This window comes from Lewinellaceae bacterium, assembly GCA_020636135.1.
In the GTDB taxonomy this organism is placed as follows: Bacteria; Bacteroidota; Bacteroidia; order Chitinophagales; family Saprospiraceae; genus JAGQXC01.
On the sequence record JACJYK010000003.1, the window covers coordinates 280,286 to 297,231 of the forward strand.

General features: G+C 45.1%; 11 protein-coding genes. 1 reads left to right on the forward strand and 10 read right to left on the reverse strand.

The window, feature by feature from the left end; genetic code table 11:
* Window positions 1-11 precede the first annotated feature (11 nt).
* Window positions 12-773 carry an alpha/beta hydrolase gene (locus tag H6570_20445; protein ID MCB9321661.1) on the forward strand — a complete coding sequence of 254 codons (762 nt, stop codon included), beginning with the start codon at window positions 12-14 and terminating at the stop codon, window positions 771-773.
* 142 nt (window positions 774-915) lie between these two features.
* Here the strand turns inward: H6570_20445 and H6570_20450 are convergent, their stop codons facing one another.
* The 10 genes from H6570_20450 to H6570_20495 all read right to left on the reverse strand — a co-directional run bounded on the left by H6570_20450 (window position 916) and on the right by H6570_20495 (window position 16,890).
* The gene (locus tag H6570_20450) at window positions 916-3,234 is read right to left on the reverse strand and encodes a M1 family metallopeptidase (protein ID MCB9321662.1); all 2,319 of its coding nucleotides are present in this window, start codon (window positions 3,232-3,234) and stop codon (window positions 916-918) included.
* Between the two features lie 236 nt (window positions 3,235-3,470).
* On the reverse strand, window positions 3,471-4,775 hold the full coding sequence (gene thrC, locus H6570_20455; GenBank protein MCB9321663.1) for a threonine synthase: 1,305 nt from the start codon (window positions 4,773-4,775) through the stop codon (window positions 3,471-3,473).
* Window positions 4,775-5,713: a homoserine kinase gene (locus H6570_20460; GenBank protein MCB9321664.1), complete on the reverse strand. Its 939-nt coding sequence runs from the start codon at window positions 5,711-5,713 to the stop codon at window positions 4,775-4,777. Before H6570_20460 ends, thrC begins: the two co-directional genes overlap by 1 nt.
* A gap of 17 nt (window positions 5,714-5,730) precedes the next feature.
* Window positions 5,731-8,184, reverse strand: a complete 2,454-nt coding sequence (gene thrA, locus H6570_20465; protein ID MCB9321665.1) for a bifunctional aspartate kinase/homoserine dehydrogenase I — start codon at window positions 8,182-8,184, stop codon at window positions 5,731-5,733.
* A gap of 99 nt (window positions 8,185-8,283) precedes the next feature.
* Entirely contained in the window at window positions 8,284-8,700 is a 417-nt protein-coding gene (ybeY, locus tag H6570_20470) for an rRNA maturation RNase YbeY (GenBank protein MCB9321666.1), read from the reverse strand.
* A gap of 3 nt (window positions 8,701-8,703) precedes the next feature.
* Window positions 8,704-9,093, reverse strand: coding sequence for an ATP-binding protein (locus H6570_20475; GenBank protein MCB9321667.1), 390 nt, complete (start codon window positions 9,091-9,093; stop codon window positions 8,704-8,706).
* Window positions 9,094-9,098: 5 nt separating this feature from the next.
* Window positions 9,099-12,605, reverse strand: a complete 3,507-nt coding sequence (locus tag H6570_20480) for a DUF4175 domain-containing protein (protein ID MCB9321668.1) — start codon at window positions 12,603-12,605, stop codon at window positions 9,099-9,101.
* Window positions 12,606-12,777: 172 nt separating this feature from the next.
* Window positions 12,778-15,408 (reverse strand): M1 family metallopeptidase, encoded by a 2,631-nt coding sequence (locus tag H6570_20485; GenBank protein ID MCB9321669.1) that lies wholly within the window; start codon window positions 15,406-15,408, stop codon window positions 12,778-12,780.
* Window positions 15,409-15,439: 31 nt separating this feature from the next.
* Window positions 15,440-16,258 (reverse strand): 2,3,4,5-tetrahydropyridine-2,6-dicarboxylate N-succinyltransferase, encoded by an 819-nt coding sequence (locus H6570_20490; GenBank protein ID MCB9321670.1) that lies wholly within the window; start codon window positions 16,256-16,258, stop codon window positions 15,440-15,442.
* Entirely contained in the window at window positions 16,258-16,890 is a 633-nt protein-coding gene (locus H6570_20495; GenBank protein ID MCB9321671.1) for a hypothetical protein, read from the reverse strand. Before H6570_20495 ends, H6570_20490 begins: the two co-directional genes overlap by 1 nt.
* Between the last annotated feature and the right edge of the window lie 56 nt (window positions 16,891-16,946).

A 16,946-nucleotide genomic window follows, 5' to 3' on the forward strand; every position in this document is an offset into this window, starting at 1 on the left:
ATCTTTGCAGCATGGAATATCCGGTAAAAGAAGAGCATAGGTTTCAATACATAGAGACTGGTAGTGGTGACAAACCATTGATGTTGTTGCACGGTTTGTTCGGGGCTTTGAGTAATTTCAAGGATTTGATCGAATACTTTGGCCCACGGATGAACGTAGTGGTACCTATTTTACCCATATTTGATTTACCCCTAAGAAAAGATGCACTGTCCTGGCTTGTTCAATATGTGAATGAATTTGTGGAATACAAGGGCTATTCACAGGTACATGTATTGGGTAATTCACTGGGAGGTCATATAGCTTTGCTATTTGCACTGGATAACCCAAATAAAATAGCATCTGTTGTATTAACGGGAAGTTCAGGTCTTTTTGAAAGTGCCATGGGTACCAGTTTCCCACAACGTAATAATTACGAGTACATCAAAAAGAAAACCGAAGATACCTTTTATGATCCCAATACTGCTACACAGGAACTGGTTGATGAAGTATTCGGGATCGTTAAGGACCGTAATCGTGCCATCCGGATTATTGCTACTGCCAAGTCGGCTATCCGGCACAACCTGGGCGATAATTTACATGAGATCAAAGCTCCTACTTTATTGATCTGGGGCCAGCAGGATAAAGTAACTCCTCCTTTTGTGGGTGAGAAATTCCATGAACTGATTGATTCGTCCCGCTTGTTTTTTGTTGATAAATGCGGTCATGCTCCTATGATGGAACAACCTCAGGAATTCAACGATTTGTTGGTCAATTTTCTGAACGATATCGGTTAAATTAGGATTAATACTAATTTGTAGGATATTTACTGTGAAGTGATTAACTGTATTTTTACTATAATAAGTCAATACATACCCAAATAAAAAAGGCTGTCGGTTACCGGCAGCCTTTTCTACTTTTTATGGTGTATTTCTACTTTTACGGTTTGATCACCTTACTGTTTTTAGCTTTTTGCATCTGGTTTTCTCCTCGGGGGAATTGACGTTTGAAAACTTCAAAACGAGTTTCCGGAGCCTGTGGAGGATAATTGTTATTGCTGGTATCGGTATCCGCTGTTTCCAGGAAAGGATCCAGTGTGATCTTGGCAATTTCCTTGGTTGTCCGGATCACTTTAGACACTTCATTATCCGGCTGCTTTAACCAGATTTCTGCAGGATAGCGCTGTACCTCGGAAGTACCGTCGGTGTATTCGATCTGAATGATAACGGGCATGATAAGACCTCCTATTTTCTGGAACGTGATTTCATAGAAGTTATCCTTTGTGTTCATGACTGCTTTCTCATCGTCGGACATGCTTTGGGTACGACGGTCGTATGCATTCATATCCTGGTCGGTTACTTCAAACTCATTATAGCGGGAATAAAAGTCACGTAATGTCGTGTCGATGTCCGCATAATATTGTTTGATGGATTCTGCATTTCGGATCTCGCTGATATTCTTAGGCTTACTTTCTGCCTCCTGACGGGCATTATCACTGGCCATGATAGGATCTGCAGGATTGACATTGCCCTTACGCACTGATTTAATAGCCATGTCACAATGGTCGGTCGTGTAGAACCAACCACGCCAGAACCAATCCAGATCAACAGAAGATGCATCTTCCATGGTACGGAAGAAGTCTGCTGGGGTTGGAGATTTGAATTTCCAACGATTGGCGTACATTTTGAAGGCATAGTCAAATAGTTCACGTCCCATGATGGTTTCACGAAGGATATTCAGACCAGTAGCTGGTTTGGCATAGGCATTGGAACCAAAGTTAAAAAGGGACTCAGAATTGGACATGATCGGGGTGAGGTACTTCTTATCTCCTGACATGTAGTCGGTAATCATGTTAGCAGGACCACGACGTGCCGGATAATTTTTCTCCCATTGTACTTCGGTGAGGTATTGTACGAATGTGTTGATTCCTTCGTCCATCCAGGTCCACTGACGTTCGTCGGAGTTGACGATCATGGGAAACCAGTTGTGACCGATTTCATGGATAATCACTCCAATATGACCATATTTTGCACGGTCACTGTAGGTTCCGTCTTCTTCACAACGACCATTGTTAAATGCGATCATGGGGTATTCCATGCCCATGGATCCATCCACGGACCAGGCCGTGGGGTAAGGATAGTCAAAGGTGTAGTGTGAATACCATTTGATGGTGTGTCCTACTGCTTTGGTAGAATATTTACTCCAGAGGCAATAGCCTTCTTTGACATACATGGATTGTGCCATGACGACGCGACCATCACTCATTTTGACACCCATAGCATCCCAGATGAATTTACGTGAGGTGGCGAAAGCGAAATCGCGTACGTTTTCAGCCGTAAAAGTCCAGGTCTTAGTATCCTTGGCCTGAGTCTTTTCTTTTTCGACAGCTTCATCAAGTGTTGATACCATTACCGGTTGTACAAATTCACGGTGAGCCTGATCCCAACGATTCATTTGTTCACGGGAAAGCACTGCTTTGGCGTTTTGGAGTGTACCCGTTGCTCCGATAAGGTGATCGGAGGGTACGGTAATATTTACTTTAAAGTTTCCAAAGGTAAGGGTAAACTCTCCACGCCCAAGGAATTGTTTGTTTTGCCAGCCGTCTACATCGTTGTAAACACACATACGGGGATAGAACTGGGCAATGCAATAAACATTGTTGCCGTCGGTGAAATGTTCAAAACCAGAGCGACCACCTATTTCCCGGGTGTTGTTGATGTTGTACCACCATTTAACCTTAAAACTGTAAGTTTCACCTGGTTTTAGAGGCATTGGTATGTCGACCCGCATCATGGTGTTATTGATGGTATAGGGTAAGGCCTTGTCGGTATTATCTTTTACGTATTCAATATTAAAGCCACCATCAAAATCGGGTTCCATGCGGTTAAGCTGATCGGTAGACATCCGATCAGACAGTTTTGCAGAAGAAATTTTATAGGTATCAGAATTTTTGGCCCTTACATTTTGATCGAGTTGTAACCACAGGTATTCCAATACATCTGGTGAGTTGTTGTGATAGGTGATGACCTCATCCCCGCTTATACGTTGATTATCATCGTCCAAAGCGACATTGATGACGTAGTCGGCTTGTTGTTGCCAGTATTGGGGACCCGGAGCACCAGAAGCCGTGCGATAGCCATTAGGGGTAGGCAGTTCGGTACCGAGTTGGCGGAAGGGATCGTGTGATGTGTTATCCTGGGACCAACTCCAGACAGAGGAAAGCAACGCTAATCCAATGACTGCAAATTTTTTCATCATAAATGTTTTTTGATAGAAATGAATAAATGTTAGGTATTGATACGGTAGATCAAAAGACATTTGATCTTTCATGGTGATCTTGTTCAACAGAATCATCACGAAGGGTAAACTTACACAAAAACACAACGAAAGGAAAGCAATCCTAATCATGAGTTTTTGTGAATGTAAACTCTTGCAGGCATATTAAAGGTTTACCATGAAAGGGTTGAATGGTGTATTTGGTTCCACGTGGAACATTAGACGGGATGGGATTCAGAAAACCATTCGATGAATTGCGTGTAATCATTGGGTAATATTACGGACAGATCTTCTGCCTGTGCTTTATTGGCCAGCCTTTCCGGAATCTCGACCTGGATATTCAATGTTTCGTAAGCAGCAAGAAATTTTGCCGGATGGGCGGTCTCTAATACGATCAAAGGTTTGTGATGATGCACATCCAGTTGATATTCTTCCGCAGCCAGTAATCCTACCGCACCATGCGGATCCAATAAATAGTTGTAGTCGCGATGGATCCTGTCGATGGCTTCCAGTGTTTGTGTATCGGTATATGCATAACCTGAAATCATTTGGCGCATATTGTTCCACGTGGAACCAAATAAGGATTCCAAACGCCGGAAATTAGATGGATTGCCGACATCCATGGCATTGGAAAGCGTTTCAACAGATGGCTTCGGACGAAATACACCGTCTTTGAGATAGGAGGGTACGATGTCATTACGGTTCGTCGCTGCGATAAAATGTGCAACGGGCAATCCCATACGTTGAGCCAAAATGCCAGCCACCAGATTTCCAAAATTACCTGAAGGCACTACAAATACAGGTTTAGTGCCGGGATCCAGCTGACGGTAAGCTTCGAAATAATAGAAGGACTGCGGGATTAACCGGCTTAAATTGATACTGTTGGCAGAACTCATCCGGTATTTCCTGGTCATCACCGGGTCTACCAAAGCTTTTTTAACCATAGCCTGGCAGTCATCAAAAGTTCCTTCCAGTGCTACCGCGCGGATGTTTTTACCTAAGGTAGTGATCTGTTTTTGTTGAAGCGGACTGATCTTCCCTTTGGGAAACAGCACCGTAACCTCGATACCCGGTACCTGAAAGAATCCGTCAGCCACCGCGCCTCCGGTATCTCCGGAGGTAGCCACGAGTATGTGTAAAGGAAGATCTTGTTTTGCATTGCTATAGCCCAGGATACGGGCCATAAACCGGGCGCCGAAATCCTTAAAAGCCAGGGTAGGGCCGTGAAATAACTCAAGGATCTTTATTTCAGGATTTAATGTGACCAGTGGCGCCGGAAAATTAAACGCATCTGCACAAATGGATTCCAAGGTTGACACCGGCAATTCAGGAAAATACAACCGGCTAATATCAAAGGCTAACCCGGGTAGATCCCGGTCTGGTAAATTCTCCAGCCATTCAGGTTTAACTTTTGGAATATTGACAGGCATAAATAAGCCACCATCCGGTGCAAGGCCTAATTGAATGGCTTCTAAAATCGGATAAGTCTTCCCTTGAGGATCATTGGTGCTGTAACAAAGCATTATTCTATCGTTTGTACTCCCTGGGTATTTATTTTTCCGGAGAAGATATCCACTGCAATACCATGCGCCCCATAAACATCTCCCATCCGTTCTGCGATAAATCCCGCCTGATCAACACCGCGACAAAATGCAAAGATGGATGGTCCGCTACCCGAAATGCTGCATCCCAATGCGCCCAGTTTTTCAACGATGGATTTGACCGTATAAAAATGGGGAATCTGCCGAGCGCGTTGCGGTTCAATAACTACATCAACGACCGATTTGTGTATCCTTTCAAAATCATTGGTATACAATCCAACAATAAAACTTCCTAAGTGTCCGGATTGTACGATGTGATCGCGTAATGGAACGGTTGATGCCAGGATACTTCTCGCCTCTTTGGTCAGTATTTCGATCTGTGGATGAATCACCGCAACAGTGAGATCATCCGGTACCGGTAATTGCATGACATCCAGCGAATGGTTGTCGCGGATCAGCACAATACCACCAAATAACGATGGAGCTACATTATCAGCATGATATGCACCATCTGCTTGTTGCTCGCCCAAAACGGCAAAGGGCAACAAGTCATTTTTAGTCCATTGGCCACCGAGGAGCTGACTCACGGCAAATACCGCACCAACCGCACTGGCAGCACTGGATCCCAACCCACTCCCAAAAGGCATCTTCTTATGGATCTCCAGATCAATCCCAACACCATTGTAATTTATAGAATTCAGAAATTGATGAGCTGCAAATCCAGCTGTATTGGATTCAATATCCCGTGGTAGACGGCCTTCGTCACCGGTAATGGAAACGATTTTCAGCTCCTTACTTTCCGGATTGAATCGGGCAATGATCTCATCTCCCGGAGCTTCCAGAGCCAGGCCCAATATATCAAATCCACAAGCCAGATTGGCTACGGATGCAGGAGCGAAAACCTTTACTGAATCTATCACAAATAATTGATTATCAGTTAATTATCAGCTAAGTAAGAGCCAATCTTAATGATTTCGGCAAAGACACCTGCCGCAGTAACCTCGGCTCCAGCCCCCGGACCTTTAACAACCAGTGGCCTTTCAGCATAGCGCTTGGTGGTGAATACAATCATGTTATCACTGCCATCCAAAGTATAAAACGGATTATCAGGACCTACACTGGTCAATGCAATGGAACCGTGGCCTCCTTCTATCTTGGCGATGACCCGTAATTTTTCCCGGGTTCCCTCCAATGCTTGCATACGGTCTTTGTAGACATCATCGAGGGCGGTGAGTTCACGGAAAAATGCAGGAACATCCGGAGCGCTAAAACAAGCCTCATTTAATATATTATCGGCAGTTATATCATTGATTTCCAAAGGAATACCAGCTTCTCTACCTAAAATGACCAGCTTGCGTTTAACATCCATCAAACTCAAATCGGTCCGTGGATCCGGCTCAGTCAGTCCTTTTTCTGCAGCCAGGGTGACGATTGAGCTGAACGAACTGTCACGCTGGAGATTGTTAAAGATAAATGACAACGAACCGGAGAGAACTCCTTCGATTTTCAGGATTTCATCACCACTGTGAATCAAATCACTGAGTGTGGAGATTACCGGTAAACCGGCCCCGACATTGGTCTCGAAGAAATAAGCCACACGCTTGCGGTTTGCGAGGTCTTTTAATTCCCGGTACAGTTTGTATTCGGACGAAGAAGCTATTTTATTGGGAGTACAGATGGAAATAGAGGCCCCGAGGATTTCCATGTATTTTCTGGGTACTGTGCCGGAGGCTGTATTGTCGATAAAAACACTATTCGATAAATTTGCCCCCTTCATATAATTGACAAATCGATCCAGGGAGGTAGCTTCTGTCGAAGCATTCAAAACTTCTTTCCAGTTTTCAAGGTCAATCCCTGGTTCGGAAAACAGCATATTTTTTGAATTGGCCAACCCGACAATCCGGATCTCCAGAGAACGGTTTTTCTTTAAGAAGGGACCCTGTTCACGAAGTTGTTTTAACAAGGTACTGCCTATGAGCCCAACACCCACCATGAATACATGCAGTACTTTGGTATCGGACAAAAAGAAGGCCTCGTGGAGTACATTCAACGTTTTTGCTTCATTGGAAGCATTGACCACCACCGAAATATTCAATTCGGAAGAACCCTGGGCGATGGCAATCACATTGATACCATTTTTGCCCAAAGCCTGAAATAGCCGGCCAGCGATACCAGGACGATATCGCATGTTTTCCCCGATGATGGCGACTACGGAAAGATCAAGTTCGACCTTAACCCGTTCGATGGTACCTTTTTCAATCTCACGTTCAAAAGCTGCTTCCACACAATCTTTTGCTTGTTTTGCTGCTTTGGGGTTGACAGCAAAGCTGATGGAATGTTCGGAGGAACCCTGTGTGATGAGAATGACATTAATGTGTTGAGCAGCCAGGGCTGAGAATAACCGCGCTGCAGAACCAATTACGCCAAACAGGCCGCTACCCTGCAAGGTTAACAATGCAATTTCCGATATGGAAGAGATCCCTTTAACTGCCGGACCCTGCGGATCATGACGATCGTCAATTCGCGAACCGATAAAATCCGGATTAAATGTATTCTTGATGTATATCGGGATCTGCTTGGACAGGGCAGGTTGAATGGTTGGCGGATAGATCACTTTCGCTCCGAAATGTGACATTTCCATGGCCTCGGCATACGATAAGGTAGGGATGGTAAATGCCTTTTTCACCTTGCGGGGATCAGCGGTTAAGACGCCATCCACGTCGGTCCAGATATGCACTTCCCGTGCATCAAGAGCAGCACCAAGGATTGAAGCCGTATAGTCTGACCCTCCTCGGCCTAGCGTGGTCGTTAGTCCCCCTTTTGCCGAGCTGATAAATCCGGTCACGACCTGAACTGCGGTACGACCTTCGAAGTGCTTACGGATCTTTTTATAGGATAGATCAAAATCAACCAAAGCAGATCCAAATGATTTATCCGTCTTGATCACATGACGGGCATCCAGGTATTCCGCCGCAATGTGTTCCTGGTTTAAATAGGCAGCGACGATTTGGTTGGCATTCCGCTCTCCAAAACTCAATACATAATCCATGGTACGTGGAGATGCCTCCATCACCAGAAAAATGCCTTGCATCAGATGGGAGAGTACCTGCATATTTTCCTCCAGTTCGGGGAGAAAGGCAGCTTTTGAGGTTTCACTCAGTAATTCATCAACGACTTCCAGATGCCGTTTGCGAAATGCATCGAATTGTTTGATATACGACGAATCTCCCTGTGCTGCGAGGTCACTCATTGAGATCAGAAAGTCAGTGACTCCGCCCAGAGCCGAACAAACGACGGCAACAGGTTCCTGATAGGAGGAAATGATCTTTGCGACGTTTCGTATCCGGGCAGCGTTGGCTACTGAAGAACCACCAAATTTGATTACGATCATTGGATTCCGTTCAAAAAACAGGCGCTAAAGATAAGGTATTATTAATGATTCTGCTAGATCCTTAGAAGGATACGAATTGATGGTTAGCAGAATAACGGGTTATTCCGGAAAAGCACCCAGGTAATGGTTTTCACGGGCGCGCATCACCTGTTTTAATTCATCGGTTTTATCACCGTACCCACACAGGTGGAGGACGCCGTGTATGATCACTCGCCGGAGTTCCTGGATAAAAGGGACTTCTAATTGCAGGGCATTTTCCTTGATCCGGTCAATGCTTAGATATAATTCGGCATGGATAGGATTATCCTGATAAGGAAAGGTGATGATATCGGTGAGGGTATCGTGATTAAGATATTCGACATTTAAGGAATGGAGATAATCATCGGAGCAAAACACAATGTTTAAATCTTCCAGTTCATAGCCTTCTTCCCGGATACAATGGATGATCCATTTTTTGGATTTATTGCGATCCTTGAAGGTAAAGGTGACGTCTTCCTGGAAAAAGTGGATAGCCACCGGTCACTTAAGTTTAAACTCCAGTTCGACGGTGCGCCCATTTTCTTTATACCTCAGCTTGTCGCACAGATTACGCATGATAAAAACACCACGTCCGCCACAGCGTTCGATGTTTTCAGGAAGGGTGGGATCGGGCACAGCGGCCGGATCAAAACCACAACCTTCATCGCTCACCCAGAAGATGAGTGCATCATTGCGCCTGCGTTGTTTGATGCAGACGAATTTGCTTTCGTCTTCCATATTGCCGTGCCGGATGGCGTTGTTGACGGCTTCGGTGAGGCTGATAAGTATATTAGGTTGTATGTCCGGTGCCACCTGATATTCGGTCAGGATGGTAGCCACATATTTTTCAAGCCGAAGTATGTTCTCTGGATTAGATGTTAGTCTAAGCATGGTACCTACTGTTCGTTCTTCAGCAATTTGAGATATTCTTCGATAAGTTGTTTATAATATGGATTCACGTCCGGAGAAACGTATTTAAGTTGTTGGATTTCAGATTCACGTTTTTTCAGGTATTCCTGCAGGGACGGAGGCAATTCCCGTTTGACATCTTTACCGGTCTCGGATTTCCTTTTCTCTTCCTCACCCCGCTGACGTTCTGCCCGCTCTGCTTCAAGCAACTTGGTAAGGATCTCTTGTTGCCGTTTAAGTGTTTCGTTAGATAATTCCTTGTTTACCAATTCGGTTTCAACTTTATCTAACTGTTTTATGAGCTCTTCTAGTTCCCGGGAACCCTGACCAGATTCTTGTTTAGCTTTTTGGACTTCTTCAAGCAGTTTCCGGATGGCAGCTTGTTTGGCAGCCATTTTTGCAAATTGTTCGCTGGACATCTCCTGTTTGCCCTGACCTTCCTGCATCGATTGTTTCATTTTCTGCATTTGGTCCTGAAGTTGGTCACCGGCATCCTGCATTTTATCGGGTAATTGCATACCGGTACCACCGGGATTATCACACATCTGTGATCCCGCCATCATCGAGGCCATTTGCTGCTGCATTTGCTGCATGGCTTCACTGAGCATCAGTGCGAGATCGTTGACATTCGTCATGATCCGTTGTTGATTATCGGTAGCAGGACGAACTTGGCGGTCTTCCAGGCGCTCAAGTCCGATGGTCATGTTTTCTTTGACAGCAGTAACCTTTTCGTTGACAAAAGATTCGATCTGGACCACGCGCTTACTTAAGGCCTGCAAGCTGTCTTCGATCAGTGAGAAGTTATCTTTCAGTTTATATTGATCCTGCACAAGTCCCACGAAGGTGGGCGTGTTGGGGTCTGTGGAGCCGATTTGATTCATCACGTCTTCCTGTTCAAAAGACATGCCGATTAAATTTTCAAGCAATTGTCTCAAAGCGGCCATATCTTCCTGCATCTGCTCCATCTGACCATTTTGCATCTGACTTTGCATCTGTTCTGCCATCTGCTTCATCTTCTGAGCAGCGCTTTTTTGCTTTTTACTTGCTTGTTTATTCTGTTGTTTCTGGAGATTCTCCTGACTGTCCTTCAGGTCTTTCTGGATGTCATCACGTTGTTCATCCTGGTTACCTAAGTCTTTGGGACGCTCGAGCTGTTCATTTTTCTTTTGAATTTCATCCAGTTTCTCTTCGAGCTTATTGAATTCCTGATTTATCTGCTCTTGTTCGTTCTGCAGTTTTTGCTGATCGGATTGCTCTTGTTTCTGATCATCCTGACCTTTTTTGTCCTGCTCTTGTTGTTCTTTACTTTGCTGCTCCTGATTCTGCTCCTGGTTTTGTTTTTCCTGGTTTTGTTCAGCTTTCTTGTCTTCCTGGGACTCTGATTTACTCTTGTCCTGCTTTTCTTCTTCTTTATTTTGGTTTTGCTCGGACTTCTCGGTTTTATCGCTTAGTTTTTCCTCCTGCTCAGCAAGCTCATTCAGTTTATCCATGGCCTGTTCCAGGTCTTGCTCAACTTCCATTTGTTTGAAAAGTTCCAGCAGCCGGTCAAGCTCCATTTCTTTTTCATTATCGGTAAACTGAAATTTCTGCATCATTTCCATCAGATTGTCCTTATCCAGTTTTTGCATAAGGTCTTCAATCTGCTTCATGAGGTCTTTCATTTCATCGGTTACCGACTCCTCAAAAAGCTCCTCCAGTTTATCCTGCTTTTCCTGTAATTGCTGGCTGGGATCGCTGAATTCACTTTGTTGCTTTTTATTTTCCTGAAACTTTTCTTTTGCCTGGTTGATCAGATCTTCCAGTTCATTGTGCTTTTGAAGCAATTTTTCCAGCTCTTTTTTATCCTGCCAGTCCAGTTCTTCCTTCTGGAGTAGTTTATCGCGCATTTTCTGGATCTCTTCCTGCATCCTTTTGGATTCCTGCAGTGATTTTTCCAGTTGTTTACGAATGGCGTCGTTGTTGTCATCCGCTTTAGCTTCCAGTTCTTCGCGGGTTGCCTTTTCGACTACGTAAGACTGTGTGCGGCTTGATTTACGGCCGTTCACCGCATCGTTATCAAACACTTCAAAGTAATAACTCAGCTGATCACCGGGTTTTAAAGCTATTTCCTGGACATCCAGGGTATAGGCATATTGGGTTGCTTTGCTGTTAGGCTCCTGGACTGGAATGGTGACAACCTCTTCTTTATCTCCGTTTGGGTGTGTGATCTGATAATTGAAACTCAGGGTGGATAATCCGTAATCATCCGTAGCTGAGCCGGCGAAATATTGCAGATTAAGATTGGAGCTGTCCAGGAATTGTTTTACATCTATTGTGGGATACTGATCGGGAATCACCTGGATAGCATACTGCACCGAATCCGGATATGGCATTTCAGTATTGCTCAGGAATAGTTGATAATTGCCGGATTGGGTTACCCGGGATTGATATTCAAACTGATTGGCGCCTTTTTGTTCCAATGCATCTTTAGCTTCCGATTTGGGCAAGCGGATCTGTATCTGATCGGCGTTGCTGGTCTTGAAAACCCAGTTGATCCTCGTGCCAGCCGGAAGGATGAGGTCGCCCATATTTTTCAATACCTCATTGGGGCGCTGGATGTAACCCGGATATTGTAGAACTACATCAAAATCCATAACAACCGGCTTCTTCAGCGCGTGCAATGTATACGGCCGTGAGGCTACATTTCCTGAGAATAGTTGAAAATCCAGGTCTTTTTGTACATTATTGAATACATAACTAAAATGATTGGCATCGCTTTTTTGGAGCCGGTATTCAAAATCTTCGACCTGGATGAAAGCATCATCAGGAAGAATGGATCCGTCGACTTCGATGTTCAACGTATAGTCGTCATACTGGACCACCTCCAGCTTATCATTCTGGATAGCAAATGAAAATGGAGCCTCCTTTTCAAACTCCTGGTTGATGTGTACCAGTCGCCGGGTACTGTCTTTGATCAGACTTGGTGCTGCGATCAGTAACAATAGGAGCAGCAGGAGAGGAGGCAAAGCAAATTTTAAATACTTCCGGTTTTTCCGGAGGTCTATGGCATTGGGAAAAGGGACCAGTTTGATGGTTTCCGCCTTCTGCTGGATGCTGGCCTCTATGAGTTCCGTACTGGCAATGCTGTTTTCCTGTTTTTTTAACTGCAGAATGTTAAGCAGTTTATCCTGGACATCTTCGAAATGATTTCCAATGATCTGGGCAGCCTGTTCGTGTGAAATAACTTTGCCTAAATTAAAATAATGCAGCAGAGGTACAATAACCCAATACGTTAATGCTGCACCACTCAATGTAATGAAGCCAAAGAGTAAACCTGTGCGGACTGTTTTATGAAAATAATAATTGTGTTCCAGAAGATTGGCAATCAGAAACAGGGCCAAAATAGTCCCTACACTGTAGAGTAATCCACGAATTATTTGGTTGACGTAGTATTTCCGAATAAACCGATCAAGCTTTTCGATCAGTAGTTGATAATTTGTCCTTTCCAATTTCATTCTTTTCCGCCCGGTTTAGTTCAAACAACAAAATACCTGAATACATAATCACTGGACCATGGAAAAGGTTCAATGTAAAGCATTTACCCAATATTGTCAATAATAAAGGGGAATGGTTTTGCTAACTACAACAAAGACCATTCCCCTTAATCTTAATTATCTGACGGAATGCTCAGGAGTTAAGCATATAAAAATATTGATTGCGTAATAAGGTACTTTCTTCTTTGGCATAGATGTCCTTCATCACGGTTTTGATCTTATCCATCAGCGCCTCTCCTTGTTTTTGTTCATCCATAGACGCATCCGATTTGCGTTCGCGAATGGCATTGCGCATGTCAAAAAGCGCCTTGGTTGCAGCAAATCGTTTGTAGATATCGGCATCGGCATCCAGTGCTACCTCCTTTAGTACTTCGACCTGTGAATCCATGGTCGAAAGTGGCAGCGCCGTCAGCAATTTGCCAAACTGAGATAGGAAATCAAAGGCTTTCACGCCATCCATTTCCGGTAAATGAGTGGTGAAAAAACCCACGTACTCCGGATTGCCTGTCTCGGCATAAACATTTGCCACAGTGGGTAACAAAGCAGGATCATCCTTGTATGTATCAACAAGTGAAAGCGCTTCCTCCTTGTCCAGGGAGGTAAGTCCCTGGAAGGCTGCGCCAATGACCTGGTACGATTTTGCTTGTTTGATAATTTCCTTTAAGGTCTTGATGAAAGCACGGTCACCGGAAGAACTGATCTTTTCAATGGCAGCGGCACGCACCAAACTATTCGGATCGTTCTGTGCCATCGCCAGCAGCTTGTCTTTCAGACCTGGTTGATTGAAATCCTGAATGGCCATGACTGCCTTACTCCGTAATGACCAGTGTGGATCATCAAGAGCCGCATCAATGGCTTTCATGGCCAGCGGATCATCCGATTCAAACAGGTGATCCAGCGCTTCCATCCGGTGGGTATATTTGGTATGGAATACATATTGATTGTAGTATTCCTGAATGCTCATATTCTCCATTTTGACCATCAGCAGATCATCGTTCGCGTCGAACAGGACCAGGCCGGGTTCTGATTCGGCCGGCAGGGTCACGTGCTCTTTGCGCTGATCGATGATGATTTTATGTCTTTTAGCCTGTCCGTTTGCATCGAAGATATCCACGGTTACCGGCAGTTTAAAGATTGCCGGGCTGGCCTGCGGATCCTGGATTTGTTCTACATCAAGATTGACCACATGGTTCACAGCATCGTAGCTTTTGTCAATTGACAGGACCGGATGGCCCTGATTGAAAAACCACTGGTTAAAGAACCAATTCAGGTCCTGACCACTGACTGCTTCCATGGCCAGACGCAGGTCATGTGCTTCCACGGATTGCAGGGCGTGCTCGGTTAAATATTTGTGCAGTCCGGCAAAAAACACGTCATCACCAAGGTACCGGCGTAACATGTGCAGAACCAGTCCACCCTTATTGTAGGAGTGGGCGTCAAACATATCCTCCCGGTCGGCATAGGTGAAGTTGATCAGATTGTGGCCACCTCCCATGCTCATTTGGTTCAGATATCCGTTGATCTCGTTGATGCGACTGTAATCGGCTTCATCACCACCGTACTTGTGCTCATTCCACAGGTATTCTGCATAATTGGCGAAGCCCTCATTTAGTGTCAGGTTGGACCAGCTTTCACAGGTCACGTAATCACCAAACCAATGATGGAACATCTCGTGGGCCACGATGTAGTCGTTGTTTTCATCGGCAAGCTCACGATCATTTTTTTGAATAAAATCACCAAAGACAACAGCCGTGGTATTTTCCATTGCTCCGGAAACATAATCCCGGACGATGATCTGGTCAAATTTTGGCCAGGGATAATGAATTCCGGTCAGGTTGCTGAAAAATTCCAGCATCTCCGGGGTATGGTTGAAGATTTCCCGGGCGTATGGTTCGTATTCGTGTTCGACGTAATATTGGACCGGAATACCACTCCAGTTATCGGTAACCACAGCGAAATCACCGACAGCTATCATGAACAAATAAGGTGGGTTAGGCATGTCCATGCGCCAGTAGTCCGTACGGGTTCCATCGGGGTGGTTTTCTGAAGAGACTTTAATACCATTGGAAAGGGTCACGAATTTATCCTGTACCGTGATGTAAATCTCCTCGGTGCACCGCTCATTGGGCTTATCGATGGTAGGAAACCAGCGGGAGTTGGATTCGGTTTCACCCTGGGTCCAGATTTGTTGCGGTTTATTTTTCTTTCCGGTCGGGTTGATGAAAAACAACCCTTTATCCGAATTGATCGCGGCCGATCCTCCCTGTTCTCCCTCATTGGGTTTAGCAGTATAATCGATGGCAAGATGGAAAGTATCCGTACGCCCATAGGGTTTATCCAGATGGATGACCATTTGTTCGCCATCGTAATCATAGCGAACCGATTGATCGTTCAATTCAACGGAATTGAAATCAAAGTTTTTGGCATCCAGGGTAACCTGGTCGATCGGGTCAAATAAAGCCGTAAAATCCAGGTCGGCTTTACCGATCACATATTGTTTTTCCCAATCAAATTTCACATCAAGTTTCGTGTGGATTAAATCAGCAGTGCGGGTATAGGTAGCACGGTAAAGAGGTAAGTCGTTGGCAATGGCTGGTGCGTTGGCATCGGCACTTACGGTAAGGGTGTCCAGGTCTTCCTGCAGGGTGACCGGCTCTTCGACAGGTACCGGCTTTTCAGTCGCCAATTGTTTGGTTGTGTGACAACGGCTGAATAGGAATGATCCCAGGAAAAGCAGGATCATAAAGGGATACGATTTATTCATATTAATGGATTAATGTTCGAATTACCTTTGTTTAAACGGAAACGTCATAGGTGCGCAGGGCATCATTCAGGCTCACCTTTTTATCCGTACTCTCCTGTCGTGTTCCAATAATTAAGGCACATGAGACCTGATAGGTTCCGGCAGGAAAGGATTTTGAATAACTTCCGGGTATAACCACTGACCGGGCAGGTACCCGACCCTTAAAGACAACAGGTTCGCCTCCAGTCACATCGATGATGTGTGTCGATTGGGTAAGGACCACATTGGCACCCAGTACCGCCTCTTTTTCGATGCGCACACCTTCCACCACGATGCACCGTGAGCCGATGAAGCAATTATCCTCGATAATGGTCGGGGCAGCCTGGGGAGGTTCCAGTACGCCACCGATACCTACGCCGCCACTGAGGTGGACATTTTTACCGATCTGGGCACAGGAACCGACGGTAGCCCAGGTATCCACCATGGACCCGCTGCCCACATAAGCGCCAATATTTACATAACTGGGCATCATGATGACCCCGCTTTCCAGATAGGACCCATAACGGGCGATGGCATGGGGGACTACCCGGACACCCTGTTTGGCATAATCGCGTTTAAGAGGAATTTTGTCGTGAAATTCAAAGGGACCCACCTCTATGGTTTCCATTTGCTGCAGGGGAAAATAAAGGACTACCGCTTTCTTGATCCAGTCATTCACTTTCCATTCACTCCCCTGGGGTTCAGCCACCCGGATCTGCCCCTTGTCAAGGGCCTCGATGACCTCACGGATTTTATTTTGTGCTGAGGGATCTCTTAATAAACTGCGATCATCCCAAATGGCTTCGATGTCTTTTTGAATGTTTTGGTCCATTACATGATGAGATTAGCCGCCAGCGTTCCCAGTATTCCGACCAGGTAGCCGGTCATGAGTTCGTTCCAGGCGTGTTTTTTCAGATAAAGACGACCTGTACCGACCAGCCCGGCCAGGATGATTATGATGATGGATGTATTCCAGATGGTCCACTTCTGACTAAAATTGAATGGTATGTAGTAGATGTTCAACAATAAAAAATAGGTGGCTAAAGCGCCCATCCCAGCTCCGTGAATGCTCACCCGCATCAGCACATTCATAAAAAACAGTAAACCGAGGGTACAGACGGTGCTGGCAATGAAAAATGTATACACATCCGGAATATCCGGGTTATCGCGGCTGTTCATAAACACCCATAGATAGGCGATGAAGGTCACGATCAACGGACCAATACGCTCCTGCGTGGTCGGCATGCTGATCGAGGATATCATGTCCAGGCGCTTCATCATAAAAATGATAATGCCCGGGATAAATAACGTCAGGACAAATACGTAGATCAGTAATTTATCCGCATCCTGCCAGTGATTGAAACCAAATGCAAATGGATTGACCAACAACCAAAAGATCAAAAGGTATATGGCAAAAAAAAGTGGATGGAAAAGGATGCTGAGTAATTGAAAGAATGTTTTCATAACCATTGGTGAAAACCAGCGCAAAGAAAGCAAATTTACAGGTATGCCGGTCAAGG

Excerpts from the sequence above, each read along its gene's own strand:
- H6570_20445 (MCB9321661.1), top strand. The coding sequence starts at position 12 with ATGGAATATCCGGTAAAAGAAGAGCATAGGTTTCAATACATAGAGACT.
- H6570_20450 (MCB9321662.1), bottom strand. The coding sequence starts at position 3,234 with ATGATGAAAAAATTTGCAGTCATTGGATTAGCGTTGCTTTCCTCTGTC.
- thrC (MCB9321663.1), bottom strand. The coding sequence starts at position 4,775 with ATGCTTTGTTACAGCACCAATGATCCTCAAGGGAAGACTTATCCGATT.
- thrA (MCB9321665.1), bottom strand. The coding sequence starts at position 8,184 with ATGATCGTAATCAAATTTGGTGGTTCTTCAGTAGCCAACGCTGCCCGG.
- H6570_20475 (MCB9321667.1), bottom strand. The coding sequence starts at position 9,093 with ATGCTTAGACTAACATCTAATCCAGAGAACATACTTCGGCTTGAAAAA.
- H6570_20480 (MCB9321668.1), bottom strand. The coding sequence starts at position 12,605 with ATGAAATTGGAAAGGACAAATTATCAACTACTGATCGAAAAGCTTGAT.
- H6570_20485 (MCB9321669.1), bottom strand. The coding sequence starts at position 15,408 with ATGAATAAATCGTATCCCTTTATGATCCTGCTTTTCCTGGGATCATTC.
- H6570_20490 (MCB9321670.1), bottom strand. The coding sequence starts at position 16,258 with ATGGACCAAAACATTCAAAAAGACATCGAAGCCATTTGGGATGATCGC.
- H6570_20495 (MCB9321671.1), bottom strand. The coding sequence starts at position 16,890 with ATGAAAACATTCTTTCAATTACTCAGCATCCTTTTCCATCCACTTTTT.